General features: G+C 68.3%; 17 protein-coding genes. 4 read left to right on the top strand and 13 right to left on the bottom strand.

Translation table 11 applies throughout. The features are described from left to right. Positions 1–204: 204 nt before the first annotated feature. From IGS68_RS32415 to gcl, 9 genes are all read right to left on the bottom strand, one after another. On the bottom strand, positions 205–402 hold the full coding sequence (locus tag IGS68_RS32415) for a glycine zipper 2TM domain-containing protein (protein ID WP_201083489.1): 198 nt from the start codon (positions 400–402) through the stop codon (positions 205–207). A 32-nt stretch (positions 403–434) separates the two neighbouring features. After that, positions 435–689: a hypothetical protein gene (locus IGS68_RS32410; protein WP_201083487.1), complete on the bottom strand. Its 255-nt coding sequence runs from the start codon at positions 687–689 to the stop codon at positions 435–437. Between the two features lie 131 nt (positions 690–820). Then, entirely contained in the window at positions 821–1,243 is a 423-nt protein-coding gene (locus IGS68_RS32405; protein ID WP_201083485.1) for a hypothetical protein, read from the bottom strand. Positions 1,244–1,295: 52 nt separating this feature from the next. Beyond that, positions 1,296–2,297 carry an NAD(P)H-quinone oxidoreductase gene (locus IGS68_RS32400; protein ID WP_201083483.1) on the bottom strand — a complete coding sequence of 334 codons (1,002 nt, stop codon included), beginning with the start codon at positions 2,295–2,297 and terminating at the stop codon, positions 1,296–1,298. A 17-nt stretch (positions 2,298–2,314) separates the two neighbouring features. Beyond that, complete coding sequence (locus tag IGS68_RS32395) at positions 2,315–4,006, bottom strand: pyruvate, phosphate dikinase (RefSeq protein ID WP_247881511.1); 1,692 nt, start codon at positions 4,004–4,006, stop codon at positions 2,315–2,317. Then, on the bottom strand, positions 4,006–5,454 hold the full coding sequence (pyk, locus tag IGS68_RS32390) for a pyruvate kinase (protein ID WP_201083481.1): 1,449 nt from the start codon (positions 5,452–5,454) through the stop codon (positions 4,006–4,008). Before pyk ends, IGS68_RS32395 begins: the two co-directional genes overlap by 1 nt. 19 nt (positions 5,455–5,473) lie before the next feature. Beyond that, positions 5,474–6,379, bottom strand: a complete 906-nt coding sequence (locus tag IGS68_RS32385) for a 2-hydroxy-3-oxopropionate reductase (protein ID WP_201083479.1) — start codon at positions 6,377–6,379, stop codon at positions 5,474–5,476. Between the two features lie 36 nt (positions 6,380–6,415). After that, positions 6,416–7,189: a 2-oxo-tetronate isomerase gene (otnI, locus tag IGS68_RS32380; RefSeq protein ID WP_201083477.1), complete on the bottom strand. Its 774-nt coding sequence runs from the start codon at positions 7,187–7,189 to the stop codon at positions 6,416–6,418. A gap of 71 nt (positions 7,190–7,260) precedes the next feature. Then, positions 7,261–9,030, bottom strand: a complete 1,770-nt coding sequence (gcl, locus tag IGS68_RS32375) for a glyoxylate carboligase (RefSeq protein ID WP_201083475.1) — start codon at positions 9,028–9,030, stop codon at positions 7,261–7,263. A gap of 247 nt (positions 9,031–9,277) precedes the next feature. Here gcl and IGS68_RS32370 point away from each other — a divergent pair, with 247 nt between their 5' ends. Together IGS68_RS32370 and IGS68_RS32365 are read left to right on the top strand one after the other, a co-directional pair. Continuing rightward, a complete protein-coding gene (locus IGS68_RS32370; RefSeq protein ID WP_201083473.1) occupies positions 9,278–9,565 on the top strand; it encodes a type II toxin-antitoxin system CcdA family antitoxin in 288 nt (95 codons plus the stop codon). After that, positions 9,565–9,879 (top strand): CcdB family protein, encoded by a 315-nt coding sequence (locus IGS68_RS32365; RefSeq protein ID WP_201083471.1) that lies wholly within the window; start codon positions 9,565–9,567, stop codon positions 9,877–9,879. Before IGS68_RS32370 ends, IGS68_RS32365 begins: the two co-directional genes overlap by 1 nt. 9 nt (positions 9,880–9,888) lie before the next feature. Here the strand turns inward: IGS68_RS32365 and IGS68_RS32360 are convergent, their stop codons facing one another. The 4 genes from IGS68_RS32360 to IGS68_RS32345 form a co-directional block, all read right to left on the bottom strand. Next, positions 9,889–11,493 carry a multicopper oxidase family protein gene (locus tag IGS68_RS32360; RefSeq protein ID WP_201083469.1) on the bottom strand — a complete coding sequence of 535 codons (1,605 nt, stop codon included), beginning with the start codon at positions 11,491–11,493 and terminating at the stop codon, positions 9,889–9,891. 16 nt (positions 11,494–11,509) lie between these two features. Then, positions 11,510–13,222, bottom strand: a complete 1,713-nt coding sequence (locus IGS68_RS32355; RefSeq protein ID WP_201083468.1) for a GMC oxidoreductase — start codon at positions 13,220–13,222, stop codon at positions 11,510–11,512. Between the two features lie 25 nt (positions 13,223–13,247). After that, on the bottom strand, positions 13,248–13,766 hold the full coding sequence (locus IGS68_RS32350) for a sugar dehydrogenase complex small subunit (RefSeq protein WP_201083467.1): 519 nt from the start codon (positions 13,764–13,766) through the stop codon (positions 13,248–13,250). Positions 13,767–13,913: 147 nt separating this feature from the next. Next, positions 13,914–15,386, bottom strand: a complete 1,473-nt coding sequence (locus IGS68_RS32345) for a pyruvate kinase (protein ID WP_201083466.1) — start codon at positions 15,384–15,386, stop codon at positions 13,914–13,916. A gap of 270 nt (positions 15,387–15,656) precedes the next feature. Between IGS68_RS32345 and IGS68_RS32340 the strand changes: the two genes are divergently transcribed. Further along, positions 15,657–15,857, top strand: coding sequence for a hypothetical protein (locus IGS68_RS32340; protein WP_201083465.1), 201 nt, complete (start codon positions 15,657–15,659; stop codon positions 15,855–15,857). A gap of 324 nt (positions 15,858–16,181) precedes the next feature. Continuing rightward, the gene (locus tag IGS68_RS32335; RefSeq protein ID WP_371822005.1) at positions 16,182–17,204 is read left to right on the top strand and encodes a Bug family tripartite tricarboxylate transporter substrate binding protein; all 1,023 of its coding nucleotides are present in this window, start codon (positions 16,182–16,184) and stop codon (positions 17,202–17,204) included. Positions 17,205–17,240 lie beyond the last annotated feature (36 nt).

Here is a 17,240-nt window from a genome sequence, read left to right as displayed (position 1 = left end):
ACTTGATCCGGCCATCGTCTCACAGGTCTCACGGGGGCTCCGTGGCTGGAGATGCCCGGATCAAGTCCGGGCATGACGATAATGGGAAGATGAAGTATCCTGAGCATCAGCTTGGGGTTGATCGGCAATCATCGTGCCGGACAGTCGTGGATCAAGTCCGGCCATGACGATGAAAGGAAGAGCAGGCTGGGCTGAATACTATTTTCAGTTCCCGATCGAATGGCCGATCGCGGCACCGGCCGCGGCGCCGCCGATGGTCGCGGCCGTGTTGCCGCTGCCCTTGCCGAACTGGTTGCCGACGGCGGCACCCGCGCCGGCGCCCACGGTCTCGGCGCAAGCCGACAGGACGAGCGGCAGCGCCACGACGGCAGCCAGCGTCTTCAGCTTCATACCTTTAGCCATGGTGTAGTCCTCCGTTGATATTCCTGGGGAGGTCAACAAGGAGCCAGGGAAAACGGTTCATCCCGGTCGCCGAAAACACCCATAAAGATATCGACGCCGGCGCGCAGGCCGCTGACGACCTGATGGATCTTCAGGTCGCCTTCGGCCTGCTTGCCGCTCTCGGGTGCCCATGGCGCATGCGGGGCCATGGCGCGGTTGTCGTTGGCCTGCCAGTGATAGGCTATGTCCATCAGCAGGAAGTCCGGAATCTCCTGAGTCAGGAACTGCTGCAACCTGTACCGCGCCATTTCGCCCTCTTGACCAATCCACGACCGCTGCCGGCCGGCACAATGCCCAATAAAGGGAGTCGTGCATCGGGGCATTTTTGTGAAACGGACGTGAAACGGCGGAGTGATGCCGCTTTGCATCACAGGACGGTTCAACCTCCGTGGAAGCCCTCCAGCCGCTTCTCCCCGCGGCCGATGGCGGGCTGGAAATGCGCGTCCCGGGCGGCCTGGATGACGCGGTCGATGAAGTCGCGGTACAGCCCTTCCACGTTGGTCGGGTTGTCCTTGGCATGGACCGCCTTGGCCGCGTCCGGTTCGGCCTTGTCGAACCAGGCATTGTCGTCGTCGCGGACGGAATAGACGAACACCGCATCCTGGTCGTGGGCATCCTCGGCGACGTTGTGCTGCGCCTTGGTCAGCTTGAAATCGCCCGCGGCATCGGGGGACGACAGGATGCGGAGGCCGTGCATGACCATCGCCTTGGCCCTGGCGTTCAGCCCGGCGTCATGGATGAAGCTGTCCAGCGGGTAGTAGGACTCGATGGTTTCCCGCCGGTCGATATTGACGCTCTGCATGGATCTGGGTCTCCGAATCGGTTGGGGCTAATCGCGTACGCATCGGTTGGGGCTAATCGCGGACGCTCAGGGCGATCTTGCCGATATGCTTGTTCGACTCCATGAGCGAATGGGCATCGGCGGCCTGCGCGAGGGGGAACACCTTGTGCAGCACCGGCCGGACGCGGCGCTCCGCCAGCAGCGGCCAGACGCGCTGGAGCAGATGGTCGGCGATCACCGCCTTGTCCGCCGCCGGCCGGGACCGCAGGGTCGAGCCGGTCATGGTCAGGCGCTTCAGCATGACCGGAAAGAAGTTCACCGGCACCTTGCCGCCGCGCAAGAAGGCGATGCTGACATGGCGTCCGTCGGGCGCCAGGGCATCGACGTTGCGCGGCAGGTAGTCGCCGCCGACCATGTCCAGGATCACGTCGACGCCCTTGCCGCCGGTCGCCTCCTTGACGACCTGGACGAAGTCCTCCTGGTGGTAGTCGATCGCCCGGTCGGCGCCCAGCTCGGTGCAGGCCCGGCACTTCTCCGGGCCGCCCGCCGTGGCGAACACCCGGGCGCCGAACGCCTTGGCGAGCTGGATCGCGGTCGTGCCGATGCCGGACGTGCCGCCATGGACCAGGAAGCTCTCGCCGGGCTGGAGCCGGCCGCGGTCGAACACGTTGGACCAGACCGTGAAGAAGGTTTCCGGCACGACGGCCGCCTCGGTCATGCCCATGCCCTCGGGGATGGGCAGGCACTGCCCGGCGGGCGCCGTGCAGTATTCCGCGTAGCCGCCGCCGGTCAGCAGGGCGCAGACCGGATCGCCGACCTGCCAGCCGGTCACCTCCGATCCCACCTCGGCGACCCGTCCGGCGACCTCCAGTCCCGGGATGTCGGTCGTGCCGGGCGGCGGGTCGTACTTGCCCATGCGCTGGAGCACGTCCGGCCGGTTGATGCCGGCGGCATGGACCTCGATCAGGATGTCGCCCGGCCCGGGGTCCGGAACGGGACGCCGCGTTGGCTTCAGGACCTCGGGGGCGCCGGGCGAGGTGATCTCGATCGCCGTCATGGTGTCGGGTTTCGCCATCGTCCTGCTCTTCTCGGTTATGGAAGGGGGGTGTCGGTTCCGCCGCCGAGCCATCTCAGCTCGTCGGCCCAGCCGATCAGGGTCGCGACCTCGTCGGACAGGGCCGGCGTCACGGTCGGCACGGCGCCCAGCAGCACCTCGCCGCCGGACCCGTCGAGGGTCACCACGTCGCCGGACCGGATCGTCTCGCCGCCCAGCGTGGCGCTGCCGCCGGCCCGGTCGATGACCAGGCCGGAAACGGCGACCACGCAGGTCCGGCCCATGCCGCGCGCGACCACGGCCGCGTGGCTGGTCATCCCGCCCCGCGCCGTCAGCACGCCGCCGGCGGCGTGGATGCCGTGGATGTCCTCCGGGTCGGTCTCGGCGCGGCACAGGATCACGGAGTCTCCCCGCGCAGCCCGCTCGACCGCCTCCGCCGCGCTGAAGGCGATCCGGCCGGTGACCGCGCCGGGAGCCGCGGGGAGCCCGCGACCCAGGACCTTCCGGGGGGCGGACGGGTCCAGCACGGGGTGGAGCAGCCGCCGAAGCGCGTCCGCATCGATGCGGCCGACCGCCTCGGCAGCGGTGATCAGCCCCGCTTCCGCCATGTGGACGGCGATCCGGACCGCGGCTTCCATCGTGCGCTTGCCCGGCCGGGTCTGGAGCAGGAAAAGCCTGCCCTGCTGGACCGTGAACTCGATGTCCTGCATGTCGCGGCAGTGGGTCTCCAGCCGCTTCGCCGCGGTCTCCAGCTGGGCGAAGGCGTCGGGCATCTCCTCGGCCATCCGGTCCAGCGGTTGCGGAGTCCGGATGCCGGAGACCAGGTCCTCGCCCTGCGCGTCGGGCAGGAACTCGCCGAACAGCACGGCGTCCCCCGTCGAGGGGTCGCGGGTGAAGGCGACGCCGGTGCCGCTGTCGGCACCCCGGTTGCCGAACACCATGGCCTGGACGGTCACCGCCGTGCCGCCCGTCCCGTCGTCATCCGTCACGCCGTTCAGCCGCCGGAACAGGACGGCGCGGCGGTTGTCCCACGACCGGAACACCGCGCCGATCGCCTGCCAGAGCTGCCGGACCGGGTCCTGCGGGAAGGGCTGCCCCAGCTCCCGCTCGACCATCGCCAGGTAGGAGCGGACCAGCGCCCGGCAGGCATCGGCATCGAGCTCGCAGTCCAGCCGGCAGCGGTGGCGCAGCTTGGCCTGCTCCAGGATGTCCTCGAAGAGGCCGTGGTCCAGCCCCAGGACGACCGCGCCGAACATCTGGATGAAGCGGCGATAGGTGTCGAACGCGAAGCGCGGGTCGCCGCTGCGCCGCGCCAGGGCCTCCACCGTCGCGTCGTTCAGGCCCAGGTTCAGGACGGTGTCCATCATTCCCGGCATGGACACGGCGGCGCCCGACCGGACCGCCACCAGCAGCGGGTCGGAAGCATCGCCGAAGCGCTGGCCGGTCCGGGCCTCCAGCCGGCGCAGGGCTTCGGCGACCTCGTCGCGCACCCCGTCGGGATGGCGGCCGGTGCGGAGCAGGTGCCGGCCGACCTCGGTGCAGACGGTGAAGCCGGGCGGCACCGGAAGGCCGAGCCGGCTCATCTCGGCGAGGCCGGCTCCCTTGCCGCCGAGCAGGTCGAGGGCCGCGCCGCCGGGCACGTCGTCCGCCATGCCGCCGCCGAAGGCGAAGACCCGGCGCAGGGGGGCCGAAGCCGCCCCGGGCGATTGCGTCAGGACCTCGGGCATCATTATTGGGGCTCCGGCTCCAGGTAGACGATGCGGAGCGTGTTGGTCGAGCCGGTGCGGCCGAAGGGAACGCCGGCGGTGATCGCCAGCCGGTCGCCGATCCCGGCGATGCCGTAATCCTGCGCGATCCGCATCGCCTCGGGGACCATCTCGCCGAAGGAACTGATGCCCTTCGTCACGTGGACGGTATGGACGCCGTAGGACAGCGCCAGGCGGCGGGCCGTGGTGTCGTGGATGGAGATCGCCAGGATCGGCATCGGGGGCCGCTCGCGCGCCGCCCGCAGGGTCGTGCTGCCGGACTCGGTATAGGTCACGATCGCCTTGGCGCTGACCGCCCGGGCCGCCTGGTTGGCGGAATGGGTGATCGCGTCGGCTGTCGTCCGGCCCAGCCCGGGATGCTGGCTGTCCATGATGCTGCGGTACAGCGCGTCGCTCTCCACCCGCGCCACGATGCGGTCCATGATCGCGACCGCCTCCACCGGATAGGCGCCGGCGGCGGTCTCGGCCGAGAGCATCACCGCGTCGGTGCCGTCATAGACGGCGGTCGCCACGTCGGACACCTCCGCCCGGGTCGGCGAGGGCGAGCCGATCATGGATTCCAGCATCTGGGTCGCGACGATCACCGGCCGGCCGGCGTCGCGCGCCTTCTGGATCATGTTCTTCTGCAGGCTGGGCACGTCCTCCGCCGGCATCTCGACGCCCAGGTCGCCGCGGGCGACCATCAGGGCGTCGGCCAGCTCGATCAGTTCGTCCAGGTGCTGGATCGCGGCCGGCTTCTCGATCTTCAGCATGATCGCGGCGCGGTCGCCGATCAGCCCGCGGGCCTCGACCACGTCCTCCGGCCGCTGGACGAAGGACAAGGCGATCCATTCCACGCCCTGGTCCAGCGCGAATTCCATGTCGCGGCGGTCCTTGGGCGTCAGCGGCGACAGGGGCAGCATCACGTCGGGGACGTTGAAGCCCTTGTTGTTGGACAGGCGGGTCCCGGCGACGATCTCGCCGAGCAGGAAGTCGGGACCCTTCTCGATGACGCGGATGCGGACCTTGCCGTCGTCCAGCAGCAGGGTGCTGCCGACGGTCATGGCCTCGATCACCTCCGGATGGGGCAGACAGACCCGATCCTCGTTGCCCGGCGCCGGGTCGAGGTCGAACCGGATCACCCGGCCCGACCGCAGCGCCACGGCACCCTCGGCGAAGCTGCCGATCCGCAGCTTCGGCCCCTGCAGGTCGGCGATGACGCCGATCGGCCGGTCGAACTCCGCCTCCAGGGCGCGGATGCGGGCCAGCACCTCGCCATGGTTTTCCTGGGTGCCATGGCTGAAGTTGAGCCGGAACACGTCCACGCCGGTCAGGAGCAGGCGGCGGAGCTGGTCGGGGGCCGAGCTGGCCGGGCCGACGGTCGCGACGATCTTGGTCTGTCGGTGCCGTCGGAAGATCGGGCTGTCTGTCATGTCCTCATCGCCGGTAAGGTCAGTCGTCCCCGGAGCCGGGGGGCGTCTGGCCGATTTCGAAACCGCTCATGGTTTCCAGGATGCGCACGAGACCGGAATGGTCCCACTGCGAGCCGCCCTGGGCAGCGCAGGCGCTGAACAGCTGCTGGGCGGTGGCGGTGTTCGGCAAGGCGATGTTGAGCGCGCGGGCGCCCTGGAGCGCCAGGTTCAGGTCCTTCTGGTGCAGCTCGATGCGGAAGCCCGGGTCGAAGGTCCGCTTGATCATCCGCTCGCCGTGGATTTCCAGCACTTTGGAGCCGGCGAAGCCGCCCATCAGCGCCTGCCGCACCTTGGCCGGGTCGGCGCCCGCACGGGCCGCGAACAGCAGCGCCTCGGCGACCGCCTGGATGTTCAGCGCCACGATGATCTGGTTGGCGACCTTGGTGGTCTGGCCGTCGCCGTTGCCGCCGACCAGCGTGATGTTCTTGCCCATCTTCTCGAACAGGGGCTTGACCTTCTCGAAGGCCCGCTCCGGCCCGCCGACCATGATGGTCAGCGACGCGGCCTTGGCGCCGACCTCGCCGCCCGACACCGGGGCGTCCAGGTAGTCGCAGCCCAGCTTGTTGATCTCGGCGGCGAACCGCTTGGTCTCGATCGGCGCGATCGAGCTCATGTCGACCACGATCTTGCCTTCGGACAGGCCCTTGGCGACGCCCTCCGGCCCGAACAGGGCCGCCTCCACGTGGGGCGTGTCCGGCACCATGGTGATGACGATCTCGGCCTTGGACGCGACCTCCTTCGCGGACCCGCAGACGGTGCCGCCCTTTGACGTCAGGTCGTCGGGGACCGGCTTCACGTCGTACAGGAACAGCCGGTGGCCGGCGTTGATAAGGTGGTCCGCCATGGGGCGGCCCATGATGCCGAGACCGATGAAGCCCACATCCATAGTCGATTCCTCCGTCTGTTTGATTATGCGCGCCGTTCAGGCGTTCGTAAACCAGCCGAGTCCGTCCTCGGTCTTTCCACGCGGCTTGTACTCGCAGCCGATCCAGCCGTCGTAGCCGATGCGGTCGAGATGGCCGTACAGGAAGGGATAGTTGATCTCGCCGGTGCCGGGCTCGTTGCGGCCGGGATTGTCGGCGAGCTGCACATGCGCGATCCGGGACAGGTTTTTCTCGATCGTGCGGGCGAGGTCGCCCTCCATGATCTGCATGTGGTAGATGTCGTACTGCACGAAGATGTTGTCCGAGCCGGTCCGGTCGATCAGCTCGACCGCCTGCCCCGTGCGGGTCAGGTAGAATCCGGGGATGTCGATCGTGTTGATCGGCTCGATCAGCAGGCGGATGCCCTCGCGCTTCAGCGCGTCGGCGGCGAACTTGATGTTGCCGACGAAGGTGTCGCGCAGCTTGGCCTCGTCCGCCCCGGACGGGGCGATGCCGGCGAGGCAGTTGACCTGCGGGCAGTTCAGCGCCTTGGCATACTCGATCGCCTTGCCGACGCCGTCCTGGAACTCGCCGACCCGGTCGGGCAGGCAGGCGATGCCGCGCTCCCCGGCGCCCCAGTCGCCGGCGGGCAGGTTGTGCAGGACCTGGGTCAGGTCATGGGCGCGAAGCTTCTCCGCCAACTCGTCCGGCTTGTACGGATAGGGGAAGAGATATTCGACGCCGCGGAAGCCGGCCTTGGCGGCCTTCTCGAACCGGTCGAGGAAATCATGCTCGGTGAACAGCATCGTCAGGTTCGCCGCGAATTTCGGCATGACGCGCACTCCTCCATATATGTGTGATGGCCCCGGCGCCGGGGGCGGCCTGCCCCCGGCGCCCCATGGCTTCAGACCAGCACGCGGGTCGGCTGCTCCTCCGGAAGGTCGAGGACCTCCTCGAACTCCATCACGTTGTCGATCTCGGTGCCCATCGCGATGTTGGTCACCCGCTCCAGGATGATCTCGACCACGACCGGGACCTGGAACTCCTCCATCAGGGCGTCGGCCTGGGCGAAGGCGGCCTGGATCTCGTTCGGGTCGGTCACCCGGATCGCCTTGCAGCCGAAGCCTTCGGCGACCGCCACATGGTCCACGCCGTAGCCGTTCAGCTCGGGCGCGTTGACGTTCTCGAACGAGAGCTGGACCTGGAAATCCATCTGGAAGCCGCGCTGGGCCTGCCGGATCAGCCCCAGGTAGGAGTTGTTCACGACCACGTGGATATAGGGCAGCTTGAACTGGGCGCCGACCGCCAGCTCCTCGATCAGGAACTGGAAGTCGTAGTCGCCCGACAGGGCCACGATCCGCCGCTTGCGGTCGGCCGCCCGGACGCCGAGCGCCGCCGGCAGGGTCCAGCCCAGCGGGCCGGCCTGGCCGCAATTGATCCAGTGGCGCGGCTTGTAGACGTGGAGGAACTGGGCGCCGGCGATCTGCGACAGCCCGATCGTGCTGATATAGCAGGTGTCCTCGCCGAAGGCCTGGTTCATCTCCTGATAGACGCGCTGCGGCTTGATCGGCACGTTGTCGTAGTCGGTGCGCCGGTGCATGGTCCGCTTGCGGGTCAGGCACTCCGCGGCCCAGGCGGAGCGGTCCTTCAGCCTGCCCGCGGCCTTCATCTCGCGCGCCACCTCGACGAACAGGTCCAGGGCGGCGCCGGCGTCGGACACGATGCCGAAGTCCGGCGCGAACACCCGGCCGATCTGGGTCGGCTCGATGTCCACATGGACGAACTTGCGGTCCTTCGTGTAGGTCGCGACCGAACCGGTGTGGCGGTTGGCCCAGCGGTTGCCGATCCCCAGCACGAAGTCGGACTTCAGCATCGTGGCGTTGCCGTAGCGGTGCGAGGTCTGCAATCCCACCATGCCGGCCATCAGGGGATGGTCGTCGGGGATCGTGCCCCAGCCCATCAGGGTCGGGATGACCGGCACGCCGGTGATCTCGGCCAGCTCGACCAGCTGCGCCGACGCGTCGGCGTTGATGACGCCGCCGCCCGCGACGATCAGCGGACGCTCCGACGCGTCCAGCATCGCCAGCGCCTTCTCGATCTGCTGGCGGGTCGCGGCCGGCTTGTAGGGCTTCAGCGGCTCGTAGGTGTCGATGTCGAACTCGATCTCCGCCAGCTGCACGTCGAGCGGCAGGTCGATCAGCACCGGGCCGGGCCGGCCGGAGCGCATGGTGTGGAACGCCTGCTGGAAGACGTAGGGCACCTGGGCCGGCTCCAGCACGGTCGTCGCCCATTTGGTCACGGGCTTGGCGATGCTCGCGATGTCGATCGCCTGGAAATCCTCCTTGTGCAGCCGGGCGCGCGGCGCCTGCCCGGTGATGCACAGGATCGGGATGCTGTCGGCCTGGGCGGAGTAAAGGCCGGTGATCATGTCGGTGCCTGCCGGACCCGAGGTCCCGACGCAGATCCCGATGTTTCCGGCTTCGGCGCGGGTGTAGCCCTCGGCCATGTGCGAGGCGCCCTCGACATGGCGCGCAAGGATATGGTCGATCCTGCCATTGTGCCGAAGGGCGGAGTAGAACGGGTTGATGGCCGCGCCGGGAACGCCGAAACAGATCGTGACGCCCTCCTTCTCCAGCACATGAACCGCAGCTTCGATAGCCGTCATCCTGGGCATTTCTGACCCTCCCTCTGATCAGGCTCTTGTGAGCGAGACCGTGTGACCGGTTTTTGTATCCTGTATGCCAGATGCTAAGCATCAATCCGGGAGGGCTTCAACGACTTTGGAGTGGTTTTTCACGATGCGGGAAAATGCTGCGGAGCGGCGGAATGTCATATTGGCCGAAGGGGCATAACTCGGTCTTGCCGTCACCGCTAATGCGCATTACGATACGCACTATAGGATCTTTTCTCGCGGGGAACCCATGCGCGTCGGAACGGGTGAATTTTACAATACCGCCGCCCCGAAGGCGCGGATCAACATGACGCTGAACGAGGATCTGGTTCGTGTCGCTCGCGAGTACACGGACAACCTTTCCGACTATGTCGAGAAGCTGCTTGCTGAGGCTGTTTCGGAAGAGCGCCGGCGAAAGATGGAGAATGATCGCCACCTGAAGGAAGTCTGCACTTCCTGGAACGACTTCTATGAGAAGCACGGCAGCCCCGCCGAAGATTACATCGCCAGCTTCCTGCCGGAGAATGACGAGACCTGATGGCGCAATTCGACGTCCACAAGAATCTCGGTCCCGGCCGGAACGCGATACCGTTCCTCCTGGTAGTCCAAAGCGATCGCTATGAAGGCACCAACTTCCGTGTCGTAGCGCCCCTGGTGTCCCGTGCCCGGCTCCGCGCGATCGAGCGGACGCTGAATCCGGTCTTCGTGGTCGAAGGTCAGGAGGTCGTCATGGATCCGCTTCAGCTTTTCACCCTTCCCGCCAAAGCGCTCGGATCCAAGGTCGCATGCCTCGCCGGAAGCCGTGACATGATCGTCCGCGCGATCGACGACATGCTCGTCGCAGGCAGGTGACCGGCCGCCTCACGCCTCGACGGTGATCAGCCTCATCATGCCCTGGTCCTCGTGGGCCAGGGTGTGGCAGTGGAAGACGAAGGGGCCGTCGAAGTCGCGGTAGCGGGTGCGCAGGCGGACATGGCCGTGGGGCGGGATGGTGATCGTGTCCAGCCAGCGGCCGGCAGGCACGGGGACGGGGAGCCCGCTGGCTTCCAGCACCTGGAATGGATTGATGTGGATGTGGAACGGGTGCGGATCGTTGGTCTGGTTGGTCAGCACCCACTCCTCGGCGGTGTCGAGCTTCGCGGTGAAGCCCTTCTCGTCCGCGGCGAAGGGCTTGCCGTCGATGGTCCAGGTCCAGCTGGGCAGCGTGCCGATCTGGCCGAAGCCGACGCGCCGGCCAGTCACGATCTCGTCGTCCGCGATGGGCTTGAGGTGGCCGTCGAAATCGTCGGCATAGCTGACGAGCGGTCCCTCGTAGAGCTTCATGGCGCACTGCTCCTCGGTGACCGACACGGTGCCGATCGTGCCGTAGGCGACGCCGAAATTGCTGCCGCCGTCCAGCGGGTAGAGCCCGGGCTTGTCCGTCGCCTTGACCAGCACCTCGGCGCGGTTGCCCGGGGCGAGGAAGATGGTGTCGGCCGGCTCCGTCCTTTCCAGCGGGTTGCCGTCGTAGCCGAGCGCCGTGAAGCCGTGCTCCCGGAGTTTCAGCGTCAGGAAGCGGTCGTGGGTGGCGTTGACCAGGCGCCAGCGCTGCACCTCGCCGCGCTTCATGCAGATGGACGGGTTCCGCTGGCCGTTTATGTAGACCTGGGTGCCGACGTCCAGCGTCCTGTAGTCCTCCAACTGGCCGCGCTCGTCGACCGGCAGGCTCTGGAGCAGCATGACCACGTCCTTGCAGGCGGCGATCTCCTTGATGGCGTCGACCTTGCCCTCGACGATCAGCGCGCCGGCCATGCCGCTCGCCACCTGCAGCGCCACCGAGCCGTGGTGGTGCGCGTGGTAGAAGTTCAGCCCGCAGGGATGGTTCGGCGGGATGGCGTAGCTGTAATGCTCGGTCCGGCCCGGCTCGACGGTCAGCAGGACGTAGTCGGACGGCCGCTTGGGCGAGACGTGCAGGCCGTGGACATGCATGTTGGTCAGGTTGAAGCCGTGCGGCACGTTGAGTCCCGACATGCCCGGTATGTCCGCCGGCGCGCCGTGGTGCCCGTGCCCGTTCCCATGCCCGTGGCCCCCGGCGGTCGCGGCCGCCGGGGTCGGCCCCATGGGCAGCCGGTTGGCGAGGTCCAGCGCCAGCGTGTCCCCCGCCCTTACCCGCAGCGTGACGGGCCGCGGGCCGCCGTCATACCCCCGGAGCGCCACCGGCCTGCCGTCCAGGTCGTAGTAGCCGTAGACGGCGTCGATCGCGACCTCCAGCCTCCGTCGGTCGGGGTCGGAACTGCGCTCCGGCGGGGCGATCAGCGCGTTCTCCGGCTTGCCGCACGCGGCACCTCCCGCAGCCGTGCAGGCGGGGGCCTGGGTGGGGCCCTGGGCGCGGCCGACGTCCGGCAGGCAGGCGGTCAGCGCCAGCGCGCCGGCGCCGGTCACCACGGTGCGCCGGCTGATCGCCGGCGTCTTGGAACGATCGTTCATGGCCGTATCCCCTGGCTCAGCCGTGGCCGAAATTGGCGTGGATCTCGTCTGCCGCCCGCAGGGCGAGGCCGGCCGCGGTCATGGAGGGCGACACGATGCCCGTCGTCGGATAGACGCCGGTCCCGATGATGTAGAGGTTCGGGTGGTCGTGCGCCTTGCAGGAGGTATCCACCACCGAGTCCCGCGGATCGGTGCCCATCCGGGTCGTCCCGGCGATCACCGCCATCTCCACGTCGGGCTCCGGCTCCTGCCAGGTGTCCTTCGGCACCTTCATCGCCGTGAAGATGGCCCTGTGCATGTCGCGGGCGACCTGGATGCCGCGGTCGGTGTATTCGTCCCAGGCGAAGGTCACCTTGGGGCGCGGGATGCCCAGCGCATCCAGCTTCTCGAAGTCGGGAACGATGCGGTTGGACGGGTCCGGCAGCACGTCGACCATGCTGCCCAGGGTCACCTCGCGCGCCGTCTGCTCCAGCATCCGCTTCGCCAGGTCGGCCCCGAACACGCCCTCCCCGATGAGCTTCTGCGCCCGCTGCGCCGGTCCCAGCGAGGCGTTCCAGCCGCCGTTGACGAAGTTGGTCGCGATGGCGCCGTGGACCTTCCGGAAATCTCCGTCGCGAAGCGCCTTGAGGCCGCCGGTGGCGCTGACCGGCCCGCGATAGGGGAAGGTCTCGTCCACCGCCAGGCCCATGGTGTTGACGTCGGCCAGGGCGATCAGGTTGCGCCCGACCATGCCGGACGAGTTGGCGACGCCCCGCGGCGCGTACTCGCCGGTCGACATCAGCAGGAGCTTGGGCGTCTCGATGGCGTGGGCGGCCAGGATATAGCGCCTGCCGACGGCGCGGCCCTCCCAGCCGTCGGGATGGCGGTAGCGCACCCCGGCGATCATGCCGGAGGGGCCCGTCTCGACATGGTGGACCACCCGCTTGTCCAGGACCCGGACGCCGAGCAGTTCGGCCTTCGTGACATGGACGCTCGCATCGTACTTGGCGGCGATCGGGCAGATGAAGCGGCAGGACGCGTTGCCGCAGCATTGCGGCCGTCCGTCATGGGGAATGGAGTTGCGGGCGTGGGGATAGGGGCCGTATTCCAGCGGGACCGGGCCGAACCGGGTGCCGGCGCAGTCGTAGCCGAACGCGACCTGCTTCGACACCCTGCCGATCTCGTGGTCGGAATAGGACATCGGCACCTTGGGCAGCGGGAACTTCTCGCCGTGGCGGTCGGGGCCGATATAGTCGTTGTCGTCGCCGGCGACGCCCCATTCCCGCTCGACGCGCAGGTAATAGGGCAGCATGTCGTCGTAGGAGATCGGCCAGTCCACGCCGACCCCGTAGGCCGACTTCATCCGGAAGTCGTTGGGATAGTGCCGCTCGGCATGGCCGGTCCAGTGCCAGGACGTCCCGCCCACCCCGCGGACATAGAGGCCCTGGAAGGTCTTCTGCCCGGCCGTCTGGACGTAGTAGCTGTTGAAGTCGGCGTCGTCCGGCTGCGGCGCGTACCAGGGGTTCTCGTAGGGGGCGTTGGAGCCCTTGGTCGGTGAGGCGCGGAAACGCTCCACGGCCTCGACGCGGTCGATGCGCGGCCCGGCGTCCAGCAGGATCACGGAGTGGCCCAGGGTCGCCAGCGCATGGGCGGCGAGGCCGCCGACCACGCCGGAGCCGACGATCACCACGTCGGCGGAGACGCCCTCCACCACCGGGGCGCCGCTGAAACGGGGAATCGGATTGGTCATGTCGGTTCCTCCCGCCCCTCGTCCGTCAGGTCTTGCTCGCCGGGGCCGGCCCGGAGGCGCCCGGCTTCCAGGCATGCTCCCAATAGCCGAACTGGCCGCCGCAGTTGGCCGGCGGCTTGGTGAAGGCGCAGGCGCGCCACATCAGCGCGTCGTCGTAGAAATGCACCGTCCTGCCGCCGTCGGCGGCCCCCGTGTACCAGGTGGTCGCCAAGGCCTGCGCCGCCGGCAGCAGGCCCTGCTCGGCCAGCACGTCCTTCAGCGGCCGGTCCGGCGGCGCGGCGTTGACCGCCTGCACCAGCTTCCGCAGCACCGGCGCACCATAGGTCGGCGTCAGCAGGGACCAGACGGTGTCGGCCAGTTCGAGGTAGGAGGCGTCGAGCGCGATGCCCGTAAGCCTGGACGAAGCCTGAAGCAGCGGCGAAACGCCGCCGGAAGAGGCCGCCACGCCGGCGGGGGCCAGGACCAGGGCCGCGACCCCGGCCATTCCGGCAAGGACGTCGCGGCGGGACGGTTCCGCCGGCGGGTGCAACGGGGCGTCGTTCATGCGTCTTCTCCCGGTCCGATACGCATCAGAGGGAGAACTTATCCTTTCGGATAGAGGTCGATGTCAACAGAATTCACCCTTTATACGGGTGTATTCAGGAGATCCACCATTCCAGGGTGGCGCCGTCACGCTCCGGAGACGGCGCCTTCACCAGCTCCGCAGCGCCCGCAGCTTCGGGGTCTTCTTCGTCTGGTTGCCGGCCATGCGGGTGAGCAGCCGGTCGAGCGCCGCCACCGCTTCGGCGACATAGGGACCCTTGTTCAGCATGACGCATTCGGCGCGGGCGGACATGGCGGCGTCGGTCATGTCGCCGCGGGTGGGAAGCCCCTTGCGGACCAGGCTTTCCAGCACCTGGGTCGCCCAGATCACCGGCACGTGCGCCGCCTCGCACAGCCACAGGATCTCCTCCTGCATCTCGGCCAGCCGCTCGAAGCCGATCTCCACCGCCAGGTCGCCGCGCGCGATCATCACGCCGAACGGCTGGCGCGACGCGGCCTGGACGATGATCTCCGGCAGGTTCCGCACGGCCACCGGCGTCTCGATCTTCGCGATCAGGCCGATGCGGGTCCAGTCCTCCGGGCGGCGGCGGGCGAACTCCTCCTGGAGCAGGCGGACGTCGGCGCCGCTCTGGACGAAGGAATAGCCCACCATGTCCACCTGCCCGACGATGAAGTCGAGGCTGCGCCTGTCCTCCTCGGTGAGCGCCAGCAGCCCCAGGTCGGTCGAGGGGAAGTTCAGCCCTTTCTCGGGCTTCAGCCGGTACCCCTTGGGGCCGGCGCGGAGCACCCGCACCACGACGCCCGCCTCGTCGCGGCGCTCGACGGTCCCGCTCAGCTTGCCGTCGTCGATGAAGACCGGGTCACCGACGCGCAGCCGCCCCGGGATGGCGGCGGGCTCGCAGGCCGCCTGGTACGGGTACCCGTCGGGGGAAGCGAAGGAGCCGCCGGTCAGGAGGATCTCGTCGCCGGGAAAGACGCGCCCCCGGCCCTCGGGAGCCCGCACCTCGCCCGTGCGCACCTTCGGGCCGCCCAGATCGGCCAGGATCCGGGCTTTCCGGCCGGTTTCGGCTTCGGCGGTCCTCAGGTTGGCGATCATGCGGCCCCAGGCCTCCGGCCCGTCATGGGCGCAGTTGATCCGGACCACGTCGGTGCCGTTGCGGAGCAGCGCCGCCGGCAGGCCGGCATCGGCGGCGGCCTCGCTCGGCAGGGTCACCATGATGCGCGCGTCGCGGGCCCCGTCCGGGACCGCGCCGAACAGCTCCTCCGTGTTGGCGCGGAGCAGCCGCTCGCCCCGGAAGAAGGCGCGCGGCCGGGGGTAGTTCCGGGGCGTGCTTCCCGCGATGGCGGTCAGCGCGCCGATGACCGCGTCGAGATTGCCGAGCACGCGGCCTTCCAGCCGCCCCAGCGAGGACAGCCCATAGGGCATCAGCTCGGTCTGCATCCGGCTCAGGTCCCGCCGGCGCAGCGCCAGGTAATGCGCGAAGTTCAGCGCGCTGATCCGGAAACGCCGCCGGCCCCGGATGTTCCAGCCGCGCCAGAGGCTCCGCCCCTCCGCGGCGACGGCGCGCCGCAGGTCGGTCAGCGATCGGAGAAGGTCATGGGGGTCGGGGACAGGGCTCATGGGACCGTACCGGGATGTTGATTACCTGGACCGCTGCGCTTCGCACGGTCCGGCCCGCGGAAAGGCCGGTGTTCCGTAGCACGCCCGTATGACAGCCGCGTGTCACCGGGCGTCTCCTCTCCGAAAGATACGCGATGCTTGCGTATCTCGTATACCAGATACGTTATTTGGGACGCTTGCCAGAGGGACAGGGGATCTGCCATATTTGCTGCAGCGCACAATCGACTTCCCTGGTATCCCGCTGGCAACCTTTTCGGAAGGAAACCGTCCATGTTCAGTTCCATCTCCCTGGAAATCGCCGTCCTTGCCCTGGCCGTCGCCGGCCTCGCCGCCGTGATCGCCGAAATCGTCCTCAAGGACCCCCGGATGCTGTCCGAAATCGTCACCGACGTCGCCGCCATGGCCCGGCCCCAGCGGCGCGGCGGCGCGGTATCCTCGGCAAGCAACAGCAACTTCCGGAAAGCCGCCTGACCGCCGTCGGGAAGACTTCCGCAGACGCCGGCAGCGCCTTCGCCCTGGGATTACTTCCCCGGAGGCGCGGCGGCGCCCGGAAACGTAGAGCCGCCGCGGTACTCGCCCCCCTCCCCCAAAGACTTGCTGCGATGCGATATTGCGCGAAGCCCGCCTTTCGCGCAAAATTCCTGTTGATTTGTATGGTCCATGCCACATACCATATACCAGCGCTAAGACGATCCGACCGGTCGCGTACCTGACGACAATAATGTTGCCGGCCCGCTCCCGCTGCTGAGTGGACGACGGTACCGGCGTCATAGGGAGGAGTCTGACGTGACTGCGCTGGAAAGCATTTCCCGCCCGGCCAAGGCCGCCGCGATCGCCTGCCTGTCCATATCAGCCGCCGCAGCGGCCACCCTGACCTCCGGCGCGGCCCTCGCGTGGGAGCCGACCAAGTCGGTCGAGTTCATCGTCCCCGCCGGCACCGGAGGCGGCGCCGACCAGATGGCCCGGATGATCCAGGGCATCATCCAGAAGAACAACCTGATGAAGCAGCCGATCGTCGTGATCAACAAGTCGGGCGGCGCCGGCGCGGAAGGCTTCCTGGACGTTTCCGGATCGAAGCGGAACCCGCACAAGATCATCATCACCCTGTCCAACCTGTTCACGACCCCGCTGGCGACCGGCGTTCCCTTCTCCTGGAAGGACATGACCCCGGTCGCCATGCTGGCGCTCGACAACTTCATCCTCTGGGTCAATGCGGAGAGCCCGTACCAGTCGCCCAAGGAGCTGATCGACGCGGCCAAGGGCGGCGGCGCCAACAGCTTCAAGATGGGCGGCACCGGGTCCAAGCAGGAGGACCAGATCATCACCGCCGCCATCGAGCAGGCGACCGGCGCCACCTTCACCTACATCCCCTACAAGGGCGGCGGCGACGTCGCGGCCCAGCTGGTCGGCAACCACATCACCGCGAGCGTCAACAACCCGATCGAGGCGGTCGCCCAGTGGCGGGCCGGGGCGCTGCGGCCGCTCTGCGTGTTCGACGGCCAGCGGGTCCAGCTCAAGGAGCCGGTCGCCGACGGCAAGTCCTGGAACGACGTGCCCACCTGCAAGGAAAGCGGGCTCGACGTCGAGTACACCATGCTCCGCGGCATCTTCATGTCGCCCGGAGTGACCGCCGACCAGACCCAGTTCTACGTCGACCTGTTCCAGAAGGTCCGCGAGACCCCGGACTGGAAGGACTTCATGGAGAAGGGCGCCTTCAACACGTCCTTCAAGACCGGCGACGAGTACCAGTCGTGGCTGACCCAGGCCGAGGCGACCCACCGCACCCTGATGGAGAAGGCCGGCTTCCTCGCGAAGTGAGGATCGGCACGACCAGGTCCCGGGCGTGCCCGCGCC

Origin of the sequence: Skermanella sp. TT6 (assembly GCF_016653635.2) — a bacterium.
GTDB classification, from domain to species: Bacteria; Pseudomonadota; Alphaproteobacteria; order Azospirillales; family Azospirillaceae; genus Skermanella; species Skermanella cutis.
The sequence above is the reverse complement of the archived record's forward strand: the minus strand, read 5'-3'. Positions and strand labels throughout refer to the sequence as shown.

What these genes read in the sequence shown, in the direction of transcription:
- IGS68_RS32415 (WP_201083489.1), bottom strand. Translation starts at nt 402, where the DNA reads ATGGCTAAAGGTATGAAGCTGAAGACGCTGGCTGCCGTCGTGGCGCTG.
- IGS68_RS32410 (WP_201083487.1), bottom strand. Translation starts at nt 689, where the DNA reads ATGGCGCGGTACAGGTTGCAGCAGTTCCTGACTCAGGAGATTCCGGAC.
- IGS68_RS32405 (WP_201083485.1), bottom strand. Translation starts at nt 1,243, where the DNA reads ATGCAGAGCGTCAATATCGACCGGCGGGAAACCATCGAGTCCTACTAC.
- IGS68_RS32400 (WP_201083483.1), bottom strand. Translation starts at nt 2,297, where the DNA reads ATGGCGAAACCCGACACCATGACGGCGATCGAGATCACCTCGCCCGGC.
- IGS68_RS32395 (WP_247881511.1), bottom strand. Translation starts at nt 4,006, where the DNA reads ATGATGCCCGAGGTCCTGACGCAATCGCCCGGGGCGGCTTCGGCCCCC.
- pyk (WP_201083481.1), bottom strand. Translation starts at nt 5,454, where the DNA reads ATGACAGACAGCCCGATCTTCCGACGGCACCGACAGACCAAGATCGTC.
- IGS68_RS32385 (WP_201083479.1), bottom strand. Translation starts at nt 6,379, where the DNA reads ATGGATGTGGGCTTCATCGGTCTCGGCATCATGGGCCGCCCCATGGCG.
- otnI (WP_201083477.1), bottom strand. Translation starts at nt 7,189, where the DNA reads ATGCCGAAATTCGCGGCGAACCTGACGATGCTGTTCACCGAGCATGAT.
- gcl (WP_201083475.1), bottom strand. Translation starts at nt 9,030, where the DNA reads ATGCCCAGGATGACGGCTATCGAAGCTGCGGTTCATGTGCTGGAGAAG.
- IGS68_RS32370 (WP_201083473.1), top strand. Translation starts at nt 9,278, where the DNA reads ATGCGCGTCGGAACGGGTGAATTTTACAATACCGCCGCCCCGAAGGCG.
- IGS68_RS32365 (WP_201083471.1), top strand. Translation starts at nt 9,565, where the DNA reads ATGGCGCAATTCGACGTCCACAAGAATCTCGGTCCCGGCCGGAACGCG.
- IGS68_RS32360 (WP_201083469.1), bottom strand. Translation starts at nt 11,493, where the DNA reads ATGAACGATCGTTCCAAGACGCCGGCGATCAGCCGGCGCACCGTGGTG.
- IGS68_RS32355 (WP_201083468.1), bottom strand. Translation starts at nt 13,222, where the DNA reads ATGACCAATCCGATTCCCCGTTTCAGCGGCGCCCCGGTGGTGGAGGGC.
- IGS68_RS32350 (WP_201083467.1), bottom strand. Translation starts at nt 13,766, where the DNA reads ATGAACGACGCCCCGTTGCACCCGCCGGCGGAACCGTCCCGCCGCGAC.
- IGS68_RS32345 (WP_201083466.1), bottom strand. Translation starts at nt 15,386, where the DNA reads ATGAGCCCTGTCCCCGACCCCCATGACCTTCTCCGATCGCTGACCGAC.
- IGS68_RS32340 (WP_201083465.1), top strand. Translation starts at nt 15,657, where the DNA reads ATGTTCAGTTCCATCTCCCTGGAAATCGCCGTCCTTGCCCTGGCCGTC.